18 protein-coding genes are annotated in these 21,565 nt (G+C 70.3%); 8 read left to right on the top strand and 10 right to left on the bottom strand.

From position 1 onward, the window contains the following. Positions 1-141: 141 nt before the first annotated feature. From Scani_RS42100 to Scani_RS11995, 4 genes are all read right to left on the bottom strand, one after another. Entirely contained in the window at positions 142-300 is a 159-nt protein-coding gene (locus tag Scani_RS42100) for a transposase (protein WP_371872347.1), read from the bottom strand. 154 nt (positions 301-454) lie between these two features. Next, positions 455-1,399, bottom strand: a complete 945-nt coding sequence (locus tag Scani_RS11985; protein ID WP_159473567.1) for a DMT family transporter — start codon at positions 1,397-1,399, stop codon at positions 455-457. Next, positions 1,399-2,925: an acyl-CoA dehydrogenase family protein gene (locus tag Scani_RS11990; protein WP_159473570.1), complete on the bottom strand. Its 1,527-nt coding sequence runs from the start codon at positions 2,923-2,925 to the stop codon at positions 1,399-1,401. Before Scani_RS11990 ends, Scani_RS11985 begins: the two co-directional genes overlap by 1 nt. 56 nt (positions 2,926-2,981) lie before the next feature. Further along, positions 2,982-3,362: an acyl-CoA thioesterase gene (locus Scani_RS11995; RefSeq protein WP_159473573.1), complete on the bottom strand. Its 381-nt coding sequence runs from the start codon at positions 3,360-3,362 to the stop codon at positions 2,982-2,984. A 228-nt stretch (positions 3,363-3,590) separates the two neighbouring features. Here Scani_RS11995 and Scani_RS12000 point away from each other — a divergent pair, with 228 nt between their 5' ends. Further along, a complete protein-coding gene (locus Scani_RS12000) occupies positions 3,591-4,349 on the top strand; it encodes a hypothetical protein (RefSeq protein ID WP_159473575.1) in 759 nt (252 codons plus the stop codon). 195 nt (positions 4,350-4,544) lie between these two features. Here the strand turns inward: Scani_RS12000 and Scani_RS12005 are convergent, their stop codons facing one another. Next, positions 4,545-5,675 (bottom strand): hypothetical protein, encoded by a 1,131-nt coding sequence (locus tag Scani_RS12005; RefSeq protein ID WP_159473578.1) that lies wholly within the window; start codon positions 5,673-5,675, stop codon positions 4,545-4,547. 508 nt (positions 5,676-6,183) lie between these two features. On the opposite strand from Scani_RS12005, the gene Scani_RS12010 reads away from it, so the two are divergent. Further along, on the top strand, positions 6,184-6,546 hold the full coding sequence (locus Scani_RS12010; protein WP_159473581.1) for a hypothetical protein: 363 nt from the start codon (positions 6,184-6,186) through the stop codon (positions 6,544-6,546). 102 nt (positions 6,547-6,648) lie between these two features. Here Scani_RS12010 and Scani_RS12015 read toward each other — a convergent pair whose 3' ends face one another. Both Scani_RS12015 and Scani_RS12020 read right to left on the bottom strand, forming a co-directional pair. Next, positions 6,649-8,871: a SpoIIE family protein phosphatase gene (locus tag Scani_RS12015; RefSeq protein WP_159473584.1), complete on the bottom strand. Its 2,223-nt coding sequence runs from the start codon at positions 8,869-8,871 to the stop codon at positions 6,649-6,651. A 183-nt stretch (positions 8,872-9,054) separates the two neighbouring features. Next, entirely contained in the window at positions 9,055-10,068 is a 1,014-nt protein-coding gene (locus Scani_RS12020) for a DUF4331 family protein (protein ID WP_159473586.1), read from the bottom strand. Positions 10,069-10,691: 623 nt separating this feature from the next. On the opposite strand from Scani_RS12020, the gene Scani_RS12025 reads away from it, so the two are divergent. After that, complete coding sequence (locus Scani_RS12025; RefSeq protein WP_159473589.1) at positions 10,692-11,405, top strand: DUF4232 domain-containing protein; 714 nt, start codon at positions 10,692-10,694, stop codon at positions 11,403-11,405. A 58-nt stretch (positions 11,406-11,463) separates the two neighbouring features. Here the strand turns inward: Scani_RS12025 and Scani_RS12030 are convergent, their stop codons facing one another. Further along, entirely contained in the window at positions 11,464-13,044 is a 1,581-nt protein-coding gene (locus Scani_RS12030; RefSeq protein WP_159473592.1) for a helix-turn-helix domain-containing protein, read from the bottom strand. A 1,412-nt stretch (positions 13,045-14,456) separates the two neighbouring features. On the opposite strand from Scani_RS12030, the gene Scani_RS12035 reads away from it, so the two are divergent. Continuing rightward, positions 14,457-15,101 (top strand): helix-turn-helix transcriptional regulator, encoded by a 645-nt coding sequence (locus Scani_RS12035; protein WP_159473595.1) that lies wholly within the window; start codon positions 14,457-14,459, stop codon positions 15,099-15,101. 348 nt (positions 15,102-15,449) lie between these two features. On the opposite strand, the gene Scani_RS12040 is transcribed toward Scani_RS12035, so the two are convergent. Beyond that, positions 15,450-16,577 (bottom strand): NADH:flavin oxidoreductase, encoded by a 1,128-nt coding sequence (locus Scani_RS12040; RefSeq protein WP_159473597.1) that lies wholly within the window; start codon positions 16,575-16,577, stop codon positions 15,450-15,452. A gap of 444 nt (positions 16,578-17,021) precedes the next feature. On the opposite strand from Scani_RS12040, the gene Scani_RS12045 reads away from it, so the two are divergent. Together Scani_RS12045 and Scani_RS12050 are read left to right on the top strand one after the other, a co-directional pair. After that, the gene (locus Scani_RS12045; protein WP_159473600.1) at positions 17,022-18,086 is read left to right on the top strand and encodes an NAD(+)/NADH kinase; all 1,065 of its coding nucleotides are present in this window, start codon (positions 17,022-17,024) and stop codon (positions 18,084-18,086) included. A 244-nt stretch (positions 18,087-18,330) separates the two neighbouring features. Then, positions 18,331-18,960, top strand: a complete 630-nt coding sequence (locus Scani_RS12050) for a dihydrofolate reductase family protein (RefSeq protein ID WP_159473603.1) — start codon at positions 18,331-18,333, stop codon at positions 18,958-18,960. Positions 18,961-19,228: 268 nt separating this feature from the next. Here Scani_RS12050 and Scani_RS12055 read toward each other — a convergent pair whose 3' ends face one another. After that, entirely contained in the window at positions 19,229-19,897 is a 669-nt protein-coding gene (locus Scani_RS12055; RefSeq protein ID WP_246295717.1) for an HAD family hydrolase, read from the bottom strand. Between the two features lie 297 nt (positions 19,898-20,194). Here Scani_RS12055 and Scani_RS12060 point away from each other — a divergent pair, with 297 nt between their 5' ends. Then, positions 20,195-20,875: a DUF899 family protein gene (locus tag Scani_RS12060; RefSeq protein WP_159473606.1), complete on the top strand. Its 681-nt coding sequence runs from the start codon at positions 20,195-20,197 to the stop codon at positions 20,873-20,875. 246 nt (positions 20,876-21,121) lie between these two features. Then, entirely contained in the window at positions 21,122-21,517 is a 396-nt protein-coding gene (locus Scani_RS12065; RefSeq protein ID WP_159473609.1) for an SH3 domain-containing protein, read from the top strand. The last annotated feature ends 48 nt before the right edge of the window (positions 21,518-21,565 follow it).

The raw sequence follows: 21,565 nt of genomic DNA on the forward strand, positions 1-21,565 counted from the left end.
CCACGGCCGTGTTCTTGAGCCTGCGAGCTGGTGAGCGCGCACGATCGTGGAGTCCACCGACACGGCCCAGGTCAGGTCCTCGTCCGCGTCGGCCTGGGCCATCGGCGCGGTGAACACCCGCTCCCAGGTGCCGTCCAGAGCTCACATCCGCAGCCGGTTGCAGACACCTCTCCAGTTGCCGTCTTTCTCCGGCAGGTGGACCCACTGCGTTCCGGTCCGGAACGTGAAGGCGATCGCGTCGATCACCTCCCGGTGGTCACGCCGGCGTCCACCCCGCTCGGCATCCGGTCCGGGAGCAATGGCTCAACTCGCGCCCACTGCACATCTGTTAACGGCACATCCAGACCAACGATCAGATGATCCGAACGAGACCGCCCAGGGGGCGGCCTGCGTCACGTGGAGCGGCGGGGACCGGCAACGGAGCGTCAGCTACCGTGCCGGTCCCCGCCGTTGCTCAGCGGTGGTCTGCCGCCGGGACGGAGTTGTCGGCCGGGGCCGTGGGAGCGGGTTCGGCGCGGGGTGGTCTGCTACTGCGGTTGAAGACGGTGATCGAGACCATGATGACCGCGAAGCCGATGATCTCGGACATGGTCGGGCGCTGGCCCAGTACCGGCCAGGCGATCAGTCCCGCGGCGATCGGTACGCCGTAGAAGTACGAGGCCACCCGGTCCGCACTCTCGGAACGCATCAGGATGAAGAGCAGGCTGAGCGCGCCGATCGATACGCCGGCCGACATCCACAGTTCCGACAGCAACAGCTGCGGTGTCCACCGGATGACGCCCTTCTCGAAGATCAGTCCGCCGATGAGCATGACGACGGCCGACGAGCCGGACTGAACGAACCCATTGATCAGCAGGTGGGCGCCGGGGTTCTTCAGCTGGTAGTAGAACTGTCCGGTGGCCAGTCCCACCAGGCCGAGGACGCCGAAGGCGACGTTGGTCGGGGTGAGCCCGGAGGACGTCTCCAGGCCCCGGTACACCGTGATGGCGACGCCGGCCAGCCCGCCGACGAGGGCCAGCACGGACAGCGGCCGGACCTTTCTCGCGGTCACGACGGAGACCATCAGCCACACCAGAATGGGTTGCAGCGCGATGATCAGTGCCGAGACCGCGGGGGTCATGCCCTGGTGGAGCGCGTAGAACACCCCGACGGAGAACACGCCCTGCAGCAGGATGCCGCTGAGGATGAGGTGGACATAGCCCGAGCGTGGCCAGCCGACCCTCAGACACAGGATCAGGACGAACAAGATGACTGCGGTCGCGCCGAACCGGATGGCCAGGTAGGAGAAGGGCTCCGCGTAGGGCAGGCCATAGCGGCCACCTACAAAACCTGATCCGTAGAGGATGACGAACGTCAACGCAATGAGCGAAACCTTGAGGTTCTTGGTCTCGCCGGGCACTAGCGCATTCCCACCTTGGACTCGAACGTGACCGTGGCGGCGCGCGGGCGGGTCGCACCCGATGCTGCCTGCGTGCCGATGAGCCGGGTGGCCAGTTCGTACTCGTTCACCAGGCCGACGATCTCGTTCTTCAACACCGCGATCGCCTTGGGGTAGTCGGCCTCGTCCACGGCGAGCCGCGCGCTGGGCGCGGCCGACCGGGACGACTTCTGCAGCGTGCTGATTCCGTAAATTCTGGACAGGATGCGTCCCAGGATCACGATCTTGTCCTGCGACGGTGCGTCAGCGAGGTGGCTGAGGTTGATGTCGGTGAGGTGGAAGAACGCGTCTTCCAGATATCCGAACCGGCCGAGGAACTCCAACGGCGACCGGAGCCCGGACTGCTGGAACTGGCGCAGGAACAGATGGGCCAGGTGCTGGCACAGCAGGTCGTTCGTTCCGTCGAAAACGGTGTATACGCGCGCGTCGAGCAGGGCGTAGGCGGCGATGTTGTCCGGTGCGCCCTTCCGGTACCCTTCGCCGCCGCACAGTTGCTGGTAGTCGAGAGCCGATTCCAGCATGAGTTCGGAGGCCAGCACCTTGGTCGCCAGCGAGGCGAACATGCTGTCTTCCAGGTCCGTGTAGTAGTTCTCCGCCAGCATCAGATGCCGGTACAGCGCATTGCAGACGACATAGTTCTGCTGGATGCGATTGACCTTGTACCGCACGTAGCCGATGTCGTGCAGTGTGCCGTCACCGATTTTCCTTGTGCTCACCTGACGCAGGGACTCGGTGCTGAGCCTGCGCAGGAAACCGCTGGCCATGGCGGCCTTGCTGAACCGGGAGGCGCAGAGGATCTCGGCGGCATCGCCCAGTCCCTCTCTGGTCTTGGTGAGCCGGTAATGGCGGGGCACCCGCAGATCCAGGGTGTTGAGCCCGTATCCGAGGTTCTTCAGCCCCAGGCTGTCGTAGACCTCGGTGGTCACGAATCCGCCGTCCGACCGCCTGTGGGCGAAGTAGGCGAACTCCTTGCGCTCCGGATGCCTGGCGCAGATGATCCACCAGTCCGCCTGCTCACTGAACGCCTGCCAGTGCTTGGTACCGGTGATCCGGTACGCGTCGCCTTCATCGTGGTAGGTGGTCTGCATCCGTGCGAGGTTCGAACCGCTCCCCGGCTCGGTGAAGGCGAGACCGCCGATGACGGGGTGGTGCGCGAAGTCGTCGAAGACCTCTTCCTTCAGCGCGTCATCACCGCCGGCCGCCACGTTGCGGAGGAAGAGGACCGTCACGATCATCGTGTACATGCCCAGCGGCAGATTGCGCTCGGACATGATCTCGATGATCTCGCACATCTCCTGATGGCTTTCCCGGCCGCCGTACTCGCGCGGGATGGCCGGTAAGTAGATGCCTAACTCGACGAGCTTGCGCAGACTTTCCCTGGAAAGCGGCTCATGCGGAAGTCGGGCGCTGTCGAACTCGTCGATACTGCGCCGAAAACCGTCGAGGAATTCGGACGAGTCGAGGTCGACCAATGGGTTGCGTGACATATTCAAGGTACTGGTCCCATCTCGGCTGGTACTTTACCGGCACATTGCTTGTGGCCCTACAGCGCGTTGAGTTCGGCTCGCAGGTGGTCCGGAATGCTGGTGGTGGTTTCCCTTTCGTAGTCGAAGTGGACCATGATGCAGGTACCGCGGGCCACTTCGGCCCCCTCCTGTGTGGCGATCTGCTCGATGGTGATCGAGGTATTGCCGATCTTCGCCACCTTCGTCTCGATGACGACGTCTACGGAAGCGAAGATCTGGCGGGTGAAATCGATCTCGTATCGGCGCAGGATAAGCGCGAGGTCGCGCATGTTCGCTTCTTTGCTGAACAGGCGGAAAATCGGTAACCGGCCGTGCTCGAACCAGACCGGCACTGCGGAATTTGTGACATGGCCGAGCACGTCGACTTCGGAGAAGCGCGGCGAAATCGTCACCTTCACGTTCTGCCCCTAAATTGGTACAGTAGTTCGAGTTTTCGACAGTCTCTCATCGACCGGCCTTGCGTCGGGTGGCACACCGAGAATTCAGCCGGTGTGAGGTGCGACACGAACGCCTGCCGATGCGCCATGAGGCCGCCCACCCGTCGCAAAGCGTGCGACAGCCCGCGTGACGAACGCCCTCCATGCCTACGGTGTACGCGAGTTGACCACGAAGGACGGAGACCGTTGATGAGCGAGGACATCGCGCCCCTGCTGGATCCGATCACGGATCTGTCCCGGCAGGCCGCCGAGTACGACTGGGCGGCCCATGAGGCGCTGACCCTGGACCAGCGGTACCGGGAGCGGCAGTTGCCTCTTCTCGACAGCCGGGTCAGGGCACCTCTCGGCCCCGAAGCCGGCGCGGCCGAGTACTGGCCGCCGATCCGCTCGGCGGTGCTCCCGATCGACAGCGGGCGGCTGGCAGCCGACGCCGGTTTCACTGCCTTCCTCGACGATCTCCGCGGGAGCGATGTCACCTCGCTCGTCTGGTGGCCGGGGCTGGCCATGCGGGCCGATCGTCTGCACGCCACGCTCGCCGGAGGACTGGACAGAGGCCAGGAACTTCCTGCTCAACTGGCCTCACGCATCGACGTGGTGGTCCGCGGGCCATGGGTCGGACGGTTCAACACCGGCAGGATCTACCTTCCGGTGCAGGCCGCCGACGTGGCATCCGCGACCGCACTCGCGCAGGTACGAACCCGGACGGGTGCGGCCCACCGTCCCCTCCTGGCCGGCTGTGTACAGCTCACCGACGAGGTCACCGGCGACGCGTACCGGCAGCTCCGCGACATTGTCGCCACCCACCAGAGCCGTATCGCGGTGCACATGCCGCTGTCCGAGCTCTGGCTCATGGACACCATGGATGACCTGGTACTGCGCTCACGTCTTGCCGCCCGGATCCCGTTGCAGAACCACGCACGTCCCCTCGCGGAGGAAAACGTGTCTTGATCGCGGCGAACACGGCGGTGCCGGGCCGCGCCCCGCGCTCGCGATCGCACGCCCCGGTCACGCTGGGCCGTCAACTGCCCTATTCCACCTGGGCGTTCACCACCCATGGGGACCGGAGCGCCCCGACGTAGGTCTGCCCGCCGGGGCGCCCCGGAGGTCGCGTACGGCGCCGGGAGGTGAGGGCCGGCGCGGGAGTCAGGGCTTGTACGCCTGGCGCAGGGCGCAGGTCCAGATGACGGCGCGGGGAGTCGACGCGGCGTCGGCCGCGGAACCGCCTACGCGCTGATCGTCACTGACGGCGTGCGCCTCGGAGGCGCCCTCAGGGGAGAGCCTGGGCAGTGCCAGCAGGGGGCCGGTTCCCGGCCAGATCTGGGCCTGTGCCGGGGGCGCGGTCTCCGGCGGGAACGGCCCGACCATGTGGCTGTCGAGGGCGGTGCCCACACTCACGTTGGTGGTGGGGCTGATGGCCTCGAAGGTGCCGCTGGTGCGCTCCCCGAGCAGTCCCGGTTCGCTTTCGGTGGTGTACGGCGGAAGCCACTGGGTGGGGGTCAGGGTGTCCAGCCGGGTGTAGTCATGGGTGCCCACGATCCGTCCGCTGCGGTCGATGTCCCGGGGGTACCAGTAGTCGTAGGGCACTCCCGCGGGCCAGAAGCGCTGGAGCGGTACGGCCGCGGCTCCTCTCCTGGCGGGCCAGGTGACGCCCGCCGACCACGATTCGTCGTCCTTGACGGCCTCGCCGGAACCGGCGATCTGCCCGGCGTTGTTGATGGCGGTCACCGAGGTGAGCGAGTAGCCGGCCGGCGGGGCGAGCCGGCGGAGGATCCGGGCACCGTCCCATTCGAGACCGGTGAGGGCGCCACCCTTGGTCCCGTCCCCGACGATCAGCCCCCGGTCGTTGACGTCCGCAGCGTGAGCCCCCTCGGGCAGCAGGGTCACGGCCCGGGCTCCGACACGGAAGCTGAAGGCGGCGGTACGGCCCGCGCCCTGCAGGGACCCGGCCATCAGCCCCTTCGCGTTGACCGCCGCGACCTCACCGCCGGTGAATCCGGCGGGCAGCGGTACGCGGTGCACCTGGGTACCGGTCCAGTACGCGGGCAGGCCGCGCGATGCCCCTACCGCCAGGGAGTTCGGCCCGAGTCCCTTGACCTGGCTGGCTCCTGAACCGGGGAGGGAGGCCAGGACCTGGAGGGCCGGCCGGCAGTCCGCGGGCTTGCCGGCGCCGTGGGTGTGCCGGGCCGGCGAGGCCGGCGCAGGGCTCGCCGTCAACAGGGGTGCGAGGAAGGCGGTGGCGACAACCGTCACAGCGGCGCGGAGGTGTCTTCGCATCATGATCTCCGTTTCCGACGACGCGGGAAGGTCCGCGTCAGCACTGGAATGAGCCGGTGGATGCCGCCAAGGAACCGGCAACACCGGAGTGGCGCAGTTCGGTCGGTGTACTCAGGGAGATGCGGTGCCGATCGGCACAGATCACGGCCGCGGGGAGCGGTTGCCCCGTCCCGCACCGGTTTGGGGGAGTTCCCGCGGACCGGCCCCCTTCCTACCGCACCCGCGGCCGCCCGGGACGGCCCCGTCGGCCAATGGCCGGAAGTCGTCCGGGAGTGTCCGGGTCCGTTTCCGACGATGAGATCAGGCACCCGGAACGGGCGGAATCGCCTCGCGGGCACCCTTGCGCGCCGTGTGCTCCCCCTGCCGCACGAGGCGGCGAGGCACGGTCCGGCCCCCAACACCGCTACGCTGGAAGCCCGTTGACACCGCACCTGCCCCACAAGGTCTTCGGCATCGCACGCCAGGCGAGCTTCCCGGTGCAGGCAACATCAGGAGAAGCCCAGTAGCCATGGAGTCACAGAATCCTATGGGGCCCGAGTCCGCACAGCCGCTTCTGGGCACCCGCCCGCGTACCGAGGTGCTCCAGGCCAGTGCTGCGCTGGCCGAGGTGGCGCACGGCCTCTCACCGTCCAGCCGAACGGCCCTGGGTGCGCTGGCCGCCTACCGCTGGGCTCTCGGTGACGGGGTCACCGCGCCCATCACGGGCTTCCGTACGGAAGGCTGCCCCACGGTTGCGGTCCTGACCGCCGAGGTGGACGCGGCCGCCGTGCAGTGGGAAGGCGCCCGGAAGGGGACCGCCGCGCACGACTACCTGCGGGGTGTGCACACGGCGCTGGCATGGATCTGCGGATACACCGAAAAGCGGCCGTGAAGCGCGCGCTTGCCCACGGCTGAGGCGTGAACTGCCGCCCCGGAAGCTCCCGTACAGGGTGGAGCGGCAACGTGAGGCCACGCGCCCGGTCCGTACGGCACATCAGGGCCCCTGCCAGCGTAAATACAGGGCGGCGATGTCGTCGGCGTCGCCGGGGACCGGGGCCGGCAGGCAGACCTGCTCGATGTGGGCCAGCAGTTCGCTCTCGGGTACCGAGCGCAGCCCGGCGTCGAGGACCGAGCGGAGCCGCTCGGTGCCGGTGTCCAGGTCGAGCCCCGGCCGTTCGACGAGACCGTCGGTGTACAGCAACAGGTGCGCCCCCGGCGCGAGGGTCACCGACGTGGTGGGGAACAGCGCGCCCGGGTCGATGCCCAGCGGCAGTCCGCCCTCGACGGGGAGGATCTCGGGCCGGCTCCCGGGGCCGGCGTGGAGGGGCTGGGGGTGCCCGGCGCGGCAGAGGGACAGCCGGCCGGTGGTGGTGTCGAGATGGGCTATGACGCACGTGGCGAAGAGGTCGGAGTCCGGATCGGTGGAGGACTGGGTGAGCAGCGCGTTGGTGCGGTGGAGGACGTCGGCGGGTGAGTGCCCCTCGGCGCTGTAGGCCCGCACCGCCGTGCGCAGCCGTCCCATCAGGGCGGCGGCCGCGGTGCTGTGGCCCTGTACGTCTCCCACGACCAGGGCGAGTTCGCCCGACGGCGTGTTCCAGGCGTCGTACCAGTCACCGCCGACGGCGGCGCCCTCCGCCGCGGGCCGGTAGTGGGTGTGCACCGTGGTGTTGCGCAGTTCCGGGAGGGCCTGCGGCAGCATGCCCTGCTGGAGTTCGACCGCGCGCCGGTGCTCCCGGTCGTGGATACGGGCCCGTTCCATGGCCTGGGCCAGCAGCGCCGCCACGACGGTGAGCAACGACCGTTCGGCGGGGGCGAACTCGTGCGGCGCGGAGAAGCCGATCAGGCAGGCGGCGCGGCCGTCCTGCGCGGTGGGCAGCGGCAGGACCGCCCAGGACTGGCGCTTGGTGGCCTGGGCGAAGTCGACCAGGGAGGGGTAGGTGGCCAGGCCCTCCCGCAGGGAGCCGGCAAAGGTGGGTGTGCCCCCGAGCAGCGCGTCCCGGAAGGGGGTCGGCTCATGGAGCGGGAAGCCCTCCGCGGCGGCTCCCTCCGCCGGACCGTACCCCCAGGAGGCGATGACGCGGAGGCGGTCGCGTTCGGTGTCCACCACGAGCAGCCCGTCGGCACCGAACGCCCGCAGGGCGGTGCCCGTGGCGTTGACCACCTCGTCGAGGCTGGCCGCGCTCACCAGATGCGCCGCCAGATCCCGCAGCCGGCCCGACTGCTCGGCCTGGGACGACAGCAGGCGCTGGTTCAGCTGCTGGCGGTCGCAGGCCACGGTGATGTCGGCGACCAGGCCGTCCATCATCATGGGGTGGCCGTCCTTGTCCGGATGGGCCCGGCCGCGGGCTTCGAGGGTGCGCAGCCGGCCCGTGGCGTCGTACGCGCGGTAGCGGACCTGGTAGTCCGCGCACCGCTGGGCGATGTGTCCCAGGCTCTGCCGTAGTGCGGGCAGGTCGGTGGCGGGCACCTGGGACAGGAACTCCTCCAGGGTCAGCGGCGGATCGGACCGTGGTGCCAGGCCGTGGAGACGGGCCAGCGCGTCGTCGCCCTCGACGACACCGGTGTCCAGGTGCCAGACGAACGTGCCCAGCTCCATGGTGCCGCTGGCATCCGCGGCCACGTCGTCGTCCTCCGGCCCGCCGTGGCCCAGCTGACGTCCGGTCAGCGCGGCCAGCGCGGGCCCGGCGTGATCGGCGAGGCACTGCAGGAAGGCCCGCTCGACGGGCGAGAAGCCGGTTTCGTGCTGCCGCAGCACGGTCAGTACGCCGATGACGGTGTCGTTGTCGATCAGCGGCAGGGACCCGGTCACCAGGTCGACCGGCAGCCGCTCGATCAGGCCCGGGTAGCGCGTCTGCCGTTGGGCGAAGGTGTTCAGCCAGACGGGCTGCGCCTTGCGCACCGCGTCGGTGGCCGAGAGGTCCTCGTCGATGCCGATGGCTTCCATGGGGAGGGCCACTTCGTCCGGCAGTCCCTGGGAGGCCACCAGGAACAGATAGCGGCCGGACGCGTCCAGCAGCAGGAGGGCACCGCCCAGATCGCCCAGGAGCGGCGCGGCCGCGTCGAGGACACCGGCGAGCAGGTCCCGGGCGGTGCGCGAGCGCGCCGCCTTCGAGGTCGCGCCGTGGAGGGCGGCCAGCCATACGGCCGGATCGGACGGGGGGCGGCCCGCGGGCCCGACGGTACGAACCGCCAGCGTGAGGCGACCGGGTTCTTCCATAGGCGAACCGTAGAAGGCCCGGGTCACCCGCGAGCGTAATGTCAAAATCTGAACGATTCCGGCTGCTGCTGCCCGCGCATGCCTGCCTCGGCGAGGCTCACCGGGCGCTCGGAGCCGAGCCGGGGTGGGGGAATCCGGGCCCGGCGCTGCCGCGCGGGACGCCGTCGCCGGGGGTCGTGCGGGTCAGTTCCCGTTGGGGTGCGGATTGCCGAGGTAGGGAAACTCGTCCAGAAGGTCGGTGTGGGGCGCGAGCCCGGTGGGAGGGATGTCGCCCGCCGAGAGGAAGGAGAGCCGGTGGTTGATGACGTCGTCGGTGAAGACACGCCCGTTGGGGTACCGCGCGGGCTTCGACGGGTCGAAGACCAGCATGTCGGGCAGGATGCGGTCGGCGTCGATCGCCGCGATCGCCTCTTCTCGCGAGTAGTTGCCGGTGTGTCCCATGAGGTGGACGAACAGATCGGTCCACCGCTCGCGGTCGTTCACCGGCTCACTGGCGTTGTACTCCTCCTTCGTCTCGTCGGTGTTGAAGAAGCTGCTGACGGAGGGGTGGCCCGCGCGGTCGGCATGGACGAGCCGGCCGTCCTTCCGCACACTGCAACGGCCCCAGATGCGGATCTCGGGGTCGGCGCGGAGCTCGCTCGTCGGCAGTTCCACCACCGTCGAGAACACGTTGGCCTCCGTGTTCGAGTCCACACCGGTCCACGGGGCCTTGCCGCCGAGATGGGGCGCGGTGAAGTTCCTGCCGCCGGTGGTGTCGAAGAGATTCTTGATCCCGTCGTAGTCGAAGAAGAAGGCGTCGCTGCGACTGCCGGCGAAGAAGGTGTAGGGACCGGCGGTGACGGGGTTCGCCACGGTGCCGAACGACACTTCGGCGTCGGTGACGACCTGCTGTCCGACGGCTTCGGCCGAGCGGGCCTCATCGCCGTGCGCGACGAAGACGCTGAAGGTCTGACGGCCGTCTTGCGGTGGCGAGAAGACGTAACTGATCGCCATGTCGGTGAGACAGTCCCCGTCATTGTCGATGTTGAGGCGATAGATGGCGTCGGGGTGCAGGGCGTCGGCATTCGGGTTCGCGTTGAGGATGAGCACCGTCCGCTCCGGGTCATGCGGTGACTGGAACGCGTAGAGGTCACAGAGGTCGAGCCGTTGGTCGCCGAGCGGGGCGCCAAGGCTGAGACCGGTGAAGTGATTCGACATCCTGCGGGTCCTTTCGCTGGTGAGGGGCGAACCGTCAGGCGGAGCCGGGACCTGGCTCCGGGGAACGCCGGCAACCAGTTCCCTGCCGCGAGGGACTGTCACGCATGACTTGGACATTGGAGCATGAAAGCCCATAAATCAGCAGGATTCATACGGAGCCGCGTGGACTCGCCTGCCGGTGGCCGGGGCCTGGCGACCGGAGGCCCCCCACTGGAGCCGACGCGACGGCGGCCTCGTCCCCTGGAGCCCGGCGCCCCGCACGTCCCGTCCCGTCCGCCGACGCCTGCGCGTCCCTGCGCGGCGTTCCAGGGAGGGCACGTTCCAGCAGGTCAGATGCCATAGGAGCGTTCCGGCGTCCCGTGTTGTGCGGTGGCCGTGGCTGCTGGGACGAAGGGCGTCGCAAGCTCGGGTCGGCAAGCAACGACGACCTCGTACCGAAGGGCGACCGACACCATGCGGACCCGCTTCCGGCTTCGCCGCCTCCGTCGTGCCGATGTCACTGACGTGGTGGCCCTGGCGGTGTTCGCCGCATCGGCAGCGACCGTCTTTCTCCTGCTCGTCAGCCGTCTCTGACGTCACCTGTGCCGACCGGACCCCATCGAAGAAGAAAGCACCCACTCACCATGCGTTTCACCCCTCACACCACCCGCCTCGTCGCCTCCGGCGCCGTACTGGCGGCCGCCCTCTCGCTGACGGCCTGCGAGAACGACAGCAAGAAGGCCGGCAGTCCAGCTCCGGCCGCTTCCTCCCAGCCCGAGTCCGGCGGCCAGGGAGCCCCGTCCTCCGCGGCCGCGAAGGTCCCGGCCAAGGACGGTGACACGTCGAAGGCCTCGGGTGTCGCCGGCAAGGAGACCGGAGGGAAGAACGGTTCCAGTACGGCCGGCGGCAAGGGTTCCGGCAGCCAGAAGGCGACCGCCGCCTGCACCGGCGCGCAGGTCAAGGTCACCGTGACGAAGGTCAACCGCCCCCTCAGCCACTTGCTTCTCACCGCCACCAACACCGGCTTCGCGCCCTGCCACGCCTACAACGCCCCGTACCTCCGCTGGGACGACGCCCAGTCCGCCACCACCTTCCTGGACAAGTCCAAGCCGCAGGCCGTGATCACGCTCGCACCGGGCCAGTCGGCGTACGCGGGGGTGATGTACCGGTCCGCGGACGGCTCCGGCAACAGCGCCTTCACCGCCCGCACCCTGGGCGTCCTGTTCGCCAACCGGGCGGGGAACGGTTCCACCGGCCCTGCCGCGCGACTCCCGCTGCCCAAGGGCGGTATCCGCACCGACAGTTCGGCCTGGGTCACCTACTGGCAGTCCACCGCCTCGGATGCGCTGACCTGGTGACGGGTCGTCACTGATCCCGGGCCGGAGCCCGGGTCCGGCGCAGGCACCGGCCCCGGGCTCAGCCGTTCTCGTTGGGAATCCATTTGCTGCCGCCCAGCGGGTAGTCGTACTGCGGACGGCCGGCCATCCCACTGGTGTGGAACGGCTCCCCGTTGTCGTCGATCCGGAGCGTGCCGTGCCGGTCCCCGCTGGACCACTCCAGCTCCAGGTACCAGCGCACGTCACGGGCTCCGGCCCGCGCGACGACCCCGAAGACCTCGGGGTCCCGCTCGCTCGTCTTATAAGGGAAGTTCCGCTGTCCGTTCCGCGGAACGATCCGTGGCTGTGCCGCGTCCAGCGAGACCCCGAACGACTTGGGCTCGATACCACCGCCACAGCCCACGCCCATGCTGTAGGCGCTCCAGGCGGGTGGCGCCGAACTCCTCACCACCCGCACCCGCATGGCGTGCAGTACCACTGTCGCGTCGCCCACACCCTGGACCGACACCTGAACGATCTGGCTGTCCGCCGAGACCGCGCCCAGCGCCGAGATCCAGCCCCTGGCGTCCTGTTCGGCGGGCGGCGGGGGCATCTCGCCCGGGTCCCGGTCGACCAAGTAGCGCTGGGTGCACGGGTCCGGCCAGGTGTACGGGCGGACGTCCACGCTCACCGGGAGTCCGGCCCGGTCGGCCGTACCCGGACCGGTCGCCCGGTCGCCGGCTCCGCCGGACGCCTTGCCGCTGGGCGTACGGGACGGTTGCGGGGTCCGACTCGCGTCGCCCGCATCGTTCGGCTTCGAGGGCGCCGACGCCGACCGGCCGCCTTCGGCCCTCGTCGGCTTGCTGTCGCTCCCCGTGGTCGAGGCCGCTCCGGCTGCCGCCTTGTGCCCCTCACCGCCCCCGGACGACATTCCGGCTATCAGCGCGGAGGACACGGCCACCGCGGCCACGGCGATCCCGGCGGCCAACGCGAGACGCCGCCGGCCACCCGCGGCTGCCAACCGGGACACGGGCCGCCCCTGGGGGGTGATCTCGACGGCCTCGCGCCCGGGGCCGAGAACGGGGGCGGAAGAGGAAGCGGAGGGGGAAGAGGAGGCGGAAACGGAGGTGGCGGGTGCGGCGTCGGGTGCCGTCGGCGGCACGGAACCGGGTTTGGTGCCCGCCTCTGCCGCGGGCTCAGCCCCGGCCTCGGGTCTGGAATGCGTCCCGGCCCCGGCCTCGGGTCTGGAATGCGTCCCGGTCCCGGCCTCCGCGGCGGCCTGCGCCCCCGTCACGACGTCCTGCTCCCACTCCGGCCCGGCACCCGCCCCGGGCGCAGGCGCCGTCACGGGCCCTGACGCCGCATCCCCTCCCCCACTCGCGCCAACTGCCCTCGCGTCCCCGCCCCCTTGCTTACGGTCCCGCTCCCGCCGACGTGCCTCGTCCGCCAGGATCCAGCGCCGGTGCAGCTCCACCAGCTCGTCCGGCGTCGCCCGGCACAGCCGTGCCAGCCGCTCCAGCGGTGCGTACTCCGTCGGCACCGCGTCGCCGTTGCAGTAACGGTGCAACGTGGATGTGCTCATGTGCAGCCGTTTCGCGAGCACTCCATAGCTGTATCCGGAGCGGTCCTTCCACTCCTTCAGCAGCGCCGCGACCCCAGCCGCTTCTTCAGCCGCCCCCACTGTTACTCCCTCCCCGCCCGCGCGCACCGCATACGTGCAGTCCCCGCGGACACAACCGTGCCAACCGCCCCGACAACGCCAACGCCCCCGCCGCCTCCGGATTCTCCGGATGGCCGAACCGCCGGTGACCGCGTGGGTTCCCGGTGGTCCGCGTCGTCTCGTACGTGAGAATCATTTTCCCACCGATCCGCCCGACCGCCGGTCCGGACCACGCGACACGCCCAACGGCCTTCCTCGGCAGTTCTGTTGCCGCACGTCGCCGACCGCCCGCATCGACGCTCAGGGGCGGGCCGTCCAGTACCGCTTTGAACACCTCCACCTGGAGCGAGCATTCCAGGGAGGTGACTTCCTCGCTGCCCTCGAAACCGCCGGTGAGGAAGTCGGCGGGCCAACTGCACGGGACCGCGGCCGTGCCGCACCGGCGCCATGGCCGGGCTTCGGCTCGTCGGCACGCCGGTCGGGTCCGATGCACGAGCGGTGATCGGTTACTGAGCGCTGTCTTCCGCTTGTCGTCGGCAGGGACACGGAGCCGTCGGCGGCGAGGCCGGATGGTGCTCCCCCGCGCGCCGGGCCGTGTCCGCCGGCGCCGCGTCGGTGCCGTTCAAAGGTTCCTGACCCGTCGGCCGGAAGGCCCTCAGACCAGGAGGGCGTTCCAGGCGGGCGTTCCAGGCAGAGGTCTTCCCCGCAGGTCAGGGCACGTTTCGGCGTTCCGGCGTTCTTGTTTTGCCCGGATTCGTTGCCGCAGGAGCCGGCCTTCCCGCAGGCTGAGCACGGCACTGCCGAACCGGGAGCCGCACGGCGCACCCGCTTCGCATCGGCGCGTTCCCGCCATCACCGTACTGATCACCCACAGTGCCGACCTTGCTCGCCTACCGCTCAATGGGCACCGATGCCCAACGGGGAGTCGCACCACCATGCACCACATCCGCACCCGCCCTGGCCGGCACCGCCCCTCTCGCCACCGGCACTTCCCCGGCTCCCTGCCGGATCAACGTCATCCTCCGGGCCGGCCGGCCGCCCCCTGCCGCTGTGGCGGGTGGCGGCGCGGAGGCCGGCCACAGCACTGACCGGTCCGGCGGACCGGCAATCGGCAAGCGGCAAGCGGCAAGCGGCAAGCGGCAACGAGCGGGGCAGCGCGCGCCGGAGCGCCCCGCCGTGCGTCCCGTGATCGGCGCTCCGGAAGGGGAGTTGGGACAGGGCACCCGACCGCGCGGCTTCCCCATGATTTCTGCACGATTCGCAATAATTCCTATCGACAAGGGTGCGGGAGACGCTCACGGCACGGGCCGTGCGCAGCAGACCGGAACACGACGGTCCGGTGGGCGCCTCTTGCAGACTCGGCCGTAGCGGCACGCCGGAGAGGCGGCGGGGCACGGCCGGGGTCGGGGGCTCCAGAGGACGAGGTAACACACATGCATGCAATCGAGGATCAGACCGAGCTGCACATACCCGTCGCGGTCCACTCACCGGACCCGATCTCCCTGGCGGGCGTGACCAGCCAGCTCAGCCGGCACCGGGGGGTGAGGCTGATGGAGGGCGGCGGGGAACGCCCGGCCGCGGTCGCCGTCGTGGTCACCACGACGATGGACGATTCCATGATCCCGCAACTGCGCCGCCTCGTCCGGATCGACGGGTCACGGGTCGTGCTGGTGGCGGACCAGATCCGGGAGGCCGAACTGCTCGCCGTCATCGAGTGCGGCGTCGGAGCGATCCTCTGGCGCCACCAGGCCACCCCCCACCGGCTGTACCAGGCCGTGCTGGCGGCCTCCCGGGGCGAGGGGGACCTGCCCTCGGATCTGCTGGCCCGGCTGCTCCGCCAGGTCGGACAGATGCAGCGCAGCGCCGACGACCGGCCGGGCACGCTGGCGGGGCTGGCCCCGCGCGAGATCGACGTCATCCGGCTGATCGCCGAAGGGCTGGACACGGCGGAGGTCGCGGGCAAGCTCTCGTACTCCGAACGCACCGTCAAGAACGTGCTGCACGGGATGACCACCCGCCTCCACCTGCGCAACCGCGCCCATGCCGTCGCCTACGCCCTGCGGGAGGGGCACATCTGACCGGCTTCCGAGCTGAAGGCACTCAGCCGCGAGATCAAGGGGGCGGGGCAGCCGCTCGAGGCGTGATCTCGACGAGCACACGCGATGAACTCGCCGAACGGGACGACGAACGCACGAACACGACGGCTACGCCTACGGCTCAGTGGCGGCGACGGCGACGAGGGCCGGGCCTTCGGCGGGGCGCCCCCGCTCGACCGGATCCGCCACCGGGCCAGGCCACTTGATCCGCAACCCGCACCCGGCCAACGGCCCGGCCACCAGGTCCGCCACCGGGCCCGGCCGAAGACCCCACGTCCGTCGCGTGGTTCGGTCCTCTCCGGCCGAGCCCGGGTGCTCCCGACACGCCTCTCAGTACAGCGTCTTCAGCGCCGCCGCGTCGTACGGCTTCAGCTCCGCGAACCGGTCGCCCAGCACCTTCGCCGCCCACTCCGGGTCCTGGAGCAGGGCGCGGCCGATGGCGACCATGTCGAACTCGTCGCGCTCCAGGCGGTCGAGGAGGTTGTCGATGCCCTGGACGGTGGCGCCCTCGCCCGCGAACGAGCGGATGAAGTCGCCGCCGAGGCCCACCGAGCCGACGGTGATGGTGGGCTTGCCGGTGAGCTTCTTGGTCCAGCCCGCCAGGTTCAGGTCCGAACCGTCGAACTCCGGCAGCCAGTAGCGGCGGGTCGAGGCGTGGAAGGCGTCGACACCGGCCGCGGCCAGCGGGGACAGGATCGCGTCGAGCTCCTCCGGCGTCTCGGCGAGCCTTGCGTCGTAGGCCTCCTGCTTCCACTGCGAGTAGCGGAAGATCACCGGGAAGTCGGGCGAGACGGTCTCGCGGACCGCGGCCACGATCTCGGCGGCGAACGTCGTACGGGCCACGGCGTCGCCGCCGTAGGCGTCGGTACGGCGGTTCGTCCCCGCCCACAGGAACTGGTCGAGGAGGTAGCCGTGGGCGCCGTGCAGTTCGACGCCGTCGAAGCCGATGCGCTCGGCGTCCGCGGCGGCCGTGGCGAAGGCGCCGATGACGTCGTCCAGGTCGCTCCGCGTCATCGCCCTGCCGGTGCCCTCGGTGCCGTCGACCCGGATGCCGGAGGGGCCGACCGCGGGGGCGTCGGCGAAGGGCGGCTCGCCCTGCTTGCGCACCATGCCGATGTGCCACAGCTGCGGCACGATCGTGCCGCCGGCCTCGTGCACGGCGTCGGCGACCTTCGCCCAGCCCGCCAGCTGCTCCTCACCGTGGAACCGCGGCACCCGGTCGCTCTGCCCGGCCGACTCGTGGCCGACGTAGGTCCCCTCGGTGACGATCAGGCCCACACCGGCGGCGGCGCGACGGGCGTAGTACGACCGCACGCCCTCATCGGGGACACCGCCCGGGGAGAACATGCGCGTCATCGGCGCCATCGCGATGCGGTTCGGGACGGTCAGGCCGTTCAGCGTGACGGGCCGGGAAAGGATCTCGGCCGCGCGGGAGGCGGCGGACGCAGTGACGGTCACGGGGGTGCTCCTTGGAGGTACCGGTCGGTATGTGTACATGCATCGAATACGTGCAGGCGTCAACCGTCCCCGGCCCCGGCAGCATTCCACCCCTCCACCCCATCGCCCTGTGATCCCGGACACGCACCCAGGGCCGGGCGGCGGCCGGCGCTCCCGCAGCCAGCACAGGCCCCCGAGGGCGCGGGACCCGTACGCACCACCAGCAGGCGGCCACCCCCCCCACACGCCGACAGCCCCAGCCCCGCCCCCCGGCACACCGACAGTCCCAGCCGCGCCCCGACACCCCAAATGACGGCCGAAGCGCCCGCTAAGATGACACAGGAATACGCACAAATGCTATGAATCGGTCACTATCGGACCTCGCGACACAGGGGGTGGCCGGCCCGGGGCCCCCGCAGCGGCGGGCGTCCAGGGCATCCGGGGAGGCCGGAGAGGGGGCGCTGCGTGAGCGTGCAACGGGTGGGCATCGTCGTCCACGGGGGACGTCCCGCCGCGGTGGCGGCCGCCGGCGTCGTCCGACGCTGGTGCGCACGCCAGGAGGTCGACTGCGTCGCCATCGACGTATGGAGTCAGGACGAGCACCGGCGGGACGCGCGGGAGGAGGTCGACGCCGCCGGCAGCCCCGACCTGATCGTCACGCTCGGCGGAGACGGCACCTTCCTGCGCGGAGCGCGCCTGGCCGCCCAGAACGACGCACTGGTCCTCGGCGTCGACCTGGGCACCCTCGGCTTCCTGACCGAGGTGCCGGCCGAGGACGTCGCGTGCGCGCTGGACACCGTCCACCGCGGACGGATGCATGTCGAGACCCGCCTGATGCTGACGATGCGGGCATCCAGGCCGCTGGCCCTCCCCGAGGGGATGGAAGCCCTTCTGCACTATGGCCGCGGCCCCGCACTGCCGCCCCCGCTGGTGCGCGCCGAGTGCGCCGTCGCCCTGGACTGGGGCGTGGCCCTCAACGTGACGGCCCTCAACGACATCGTCCTCGAAAAGCTGGCCCGCGACCGGCAGGTCTCCCTCGGCGTGTATGTCTCGGGCCGGCTGCTGGCCTCCTACTCCGCCGACGCCGTCCTGGTCGCCACGCCCACCGGATCCACCGCCTACAGCTTCGCCGCCGGTGGCCCCGTCATCTCCCCCGCGGCCGACGCCATCGTGTTCACCCCCGTCGCCCCGCACATGACCTTCAACCGCTCGGTGGTCGCCGCCCCCGACGAGGCGGTCGCCCTCCGCGTCCTGGGCCACTCCGGCCGCGCGGCGGTCAGCGTCGACGGCCAGTTGCGCGGCGTCCTGGACCCGGGCGACTGGATCGGTGTCTACGCGGCCCCACGGCGCCTGCGCGTCGTACGACTCGGACCGACCGACTTCTACGGCAGGCTCCGCGAACGCATGCGCCTCACCGACGCCCCCGCGGCGGACGACACCGGCGTCACCCCCCTGTGGCCGCACACCACCGCGGCCCCCGACGACCTCGCGCACCTGCGTCTCCCGCCCCTCCCCACGGACGCCGACTGACCTGGCAGCTGCGGCTGGAGGACGCTGCGGTCGTTCCACTCCCGTCCGCTACGACGGCGCGCGGAAGTGGACTCCGGGGCCGGGAGCCGGGCGGCCCTGCGGCTCCGCTGGACGGATGTCCGGCTGCCGGAGGTGTTTGTCGAAACCGTGATCGCGGAATCTGATGGCGCGGCGAGCGATGAGTTCTCGTCGGCCCAGGAGTCCATCCCGGTGCAGACAGATTCCGCACCCGAAAGGCAGCGCCATGAGCAAACTGATCGTCACCGCGTTCCTCACCCTGGACGGCGTCATGCAGGCGCCCGGTGGCCCGAACGAGGATGCCGACGCGGGCTTCGAGCACGGCGGCTGGCAGGTCCCTTACGTCGACGAGGACTTCATGAGCCTCATGAGCGGGGTCTTCGAGCGAACCGCCGACCATCTCCTGCTCGGCCGCAAGACCTACGACATCTTCGCGGCCCACTGGCCCCGCGTCACCGACGCGGATGACCCGATCGCCGTGAAGCTCAATGGCATGCCCAAGTACGTCGCCTCGCGCACCCTCACCAGCCTGGAGTGGAACAACTCCCATCTGCTGAAGGGCGAGGCCGCGGATTCCGTCGCCCGGCTCAAGGAGCAGCTCGACGGCGTGATCATGACGCAGGGCAGCAGCGAGCTCATCCACACCCTGCAGGAGCACGACCTCGTCGACGAGTACCGGCTGCTCGTCAACCCCGTGATCCTCGGCACCGGTAAGCGGCTCTTCGCCGAGGGCGCCACCCCTGCCGCCTGGAAACTGACGGAATCCCGCACCACCGGCGTGGGCGTGCAGTACTGCGTCTACCAACGGGCGGGGAAGCCCGAGTACGGCTCCTTCATGCTGGACGAGCAGGAGTAGGGCCCCGGTCGTCCACAGCAGGCCTGTCCACAGGCGCCATTCACCCCCGGGGCCCAGGGCAGCCGCCATGGCGGAGAACGACCAGGAATCGACCGGAGCGGGCACGGCTTCGTCGTGGAAGCCCAGGACCCGGTCGACGTCTTCCTGGTGCGCCCGCCGGGAGCGAGGGCGGCCACTCCCGCTGCGAGAGCCTGACCTGCGACGGCGCGACGTTCGGCCCGGTGCCCGCGCCAGGCGATGCGCCGCCGGCGCCAGCGGGCAGGCGGGCTCAGGCTGCCGCGTCCCCCTGAGAGCCGGACGTGAAGGCCAGGATGTGCGGGGCGGCCTCGCGCAGACTGGCGAAGTGGCGGTGCACGCCCTCGGCCGCGACAGCGGCGTTCACGCCCCACACCGTCATCCCGGCCCGTAGTCCGGACTGCACTCCGGACGGAGCGTCCTCGACGACCAGGCAGTCTTCCGGCGCGGCACCCAACCGCGCAGCGGCCCGCGTATAGGGCACGGGAGACGGCTTGCCCTCCTCGACAGCGGCCGCGTCCACGATCACGTCCGGCATCGGCAGGCCCGTCCGCAGGAAGCGGCCGCGCACCCGGTGCTCGTAGTTCGAGGTCACCAGCGCCCAGGACCCCGGCGGCAGGCCGTACAACAGCTCCGACGCGCCCTCGAAGGCCGCGTAGACGCCGGAGCGGACGTCCTCGTCCTCCAGCTCGTGCAGCGCCGCCAGGCATTCGCGCGGATCACGGTCCGCGGCGACCTGCGCGAACGTCTCCATCGGCCGCGTCCGCAGAGCCACCCGGTAGACCTCGTCCGCATCCAGCCCGTATCGCTCCGCCCAGGTACCCCATACCCGGCGCTGGTTGCTCAGCGCGTCGATCAACGTGCCATCGACATCGAACAGGACATACCTCATGCGGGTCGGCCGCGCAGGTTCACTGGTCACGCTTCGATCATGCCAGGCGGCGAACGGGCATGGGCAGGGCGACTCTTCCTCGGGCTCACTCTCCTGGCCGATCCGGGAGCACCGGACCGGCATCGTCCTCGGCCCCGGAAGGACGGCCGCAGACGGACGAGCACACACCCTGACGCCACCCTCCTGACCTGCGGTGAAACGCCTCACCGCCGACCAGCGTGGCCGTCTCGTCGCCTGGCGAGCCCCCAGTGGACCAGCAGACAATGGTGGCCGGAACAGGGGGAGGCAGATCGGGCAGCCACGTCGGTCGTCGCGCAGGAGGCAGCGATGCATCACACCCACCTCACCGAGGAGCCGGCCGCCTACGTCGACGCCCGCGAGGAGCTGCGACAAGCCGAGGTCGAGCTGATGCGCCATCGCGAACGCGTCGCCGACCTGCGCCGTCGCCTGCCGCTGGGACCCGCCGTCGACGACTACGTGTTCGAGGAAGGCCCTGCCGACCTGCAGGCCGGTGACGCCCCGGCCACCACCGTGCGGTTGAGCGAGCTCTTCACGCGGCCCGGACGCGACCTGGTCGTCTACCACTTCATGTACGGCAAGCAGCAGTCCCAGCCGTGCCCCATGTGCACGATGTGGATCGACGGCTTCAACGGAATCGCTCACCACGTCGCGCAGAACGTCGACTTCGTGATCGTCGCCGCGGCCGACCTGCCGACGCTCCGCGCACACGCCCGAAGCCGGCAGTGGACGAACCTGCGCCTGCTCAGCGCCGGGTCCAACACCTTCAAATACGACCTCGAGAGCGAGGACGCCGAGGGCAACCAGGACTCGACGGTGTCCGTGTTCACCCGCGACGGCAACGGGTCGGTACGCCACTTCTACTCGGCGCACCCCCGGTTGTCCGACGACATCGATCAGCGGGGCATCGACCTGCTCAGCCCGGTCTGGCACCTCCTCGACCTCACGCCCCAAGGCCGAGGCGACTGGTTCCCCTCACTCGGCTACTAGCGCCCCGGGGGCTCGGACGCCAGCAGGGCGAAGCGCCGGCGAGGCCATGGCGCCGCGAGCCAAGAACCCCGAGATTTCCAAGAGTTCCCGGCGTTCCGGCTGCCTGGGACACGAGCCGGGACGCGAGCGGGACCGTCCCATTTCCTCCCTGGGACGGCTGGGACACATCATCGGCCGAGTCGTCGGAAACGCTGAGCGACGCAGGGTCACGTCCGGTGAACCTGCCGATCACTCGAGGAGAATCCGATGAATCGACGCATGCTGCGCAACGGCGTGGTCGCCGCGGTTGCCGCCCTCGCCATGGTCCCCGCGGTGGCGTTCGCCGACTCCTGCCCGCACCCCGCCTCCGCCCGGTACTCCTCGTACCAGGACACGGCGACGATCAGAACCACTCATGCGTACGGCCGCGTGGTGACCCCGAACGACGTCAACCTGAACGTCCGTTCGGGCCCGGGCACCGCCTACCGCGTCGTCGGCACCGTACGCGCCGGCCGGGTGCGAGCTCTCGTGTGCAAGACCAACGGCAGCCCGGTGGGGGGCAACGAGCGCTGGTACAAGCTCTCGCACCACCGGGGCTATGTCTCCGCCCACTACGTCCACGCCTTCCGCGCCGTCCCGTGGTGCCGCTTCCTCGGCAACTGACGCCGCCGTCCGCGGTGGCACCGCAATGATCTCCGGCTGCCCGCCCGT

This window comes from Streptomyces caniferus (assembly GCF_009811555.1).
Taxonomy (GTDB): Bacteria; Actinomycetota; Actinomycetes; order Streptomycetales; family Streptomycetaceae; genus Streptomyces; species Streptomyces caniferus.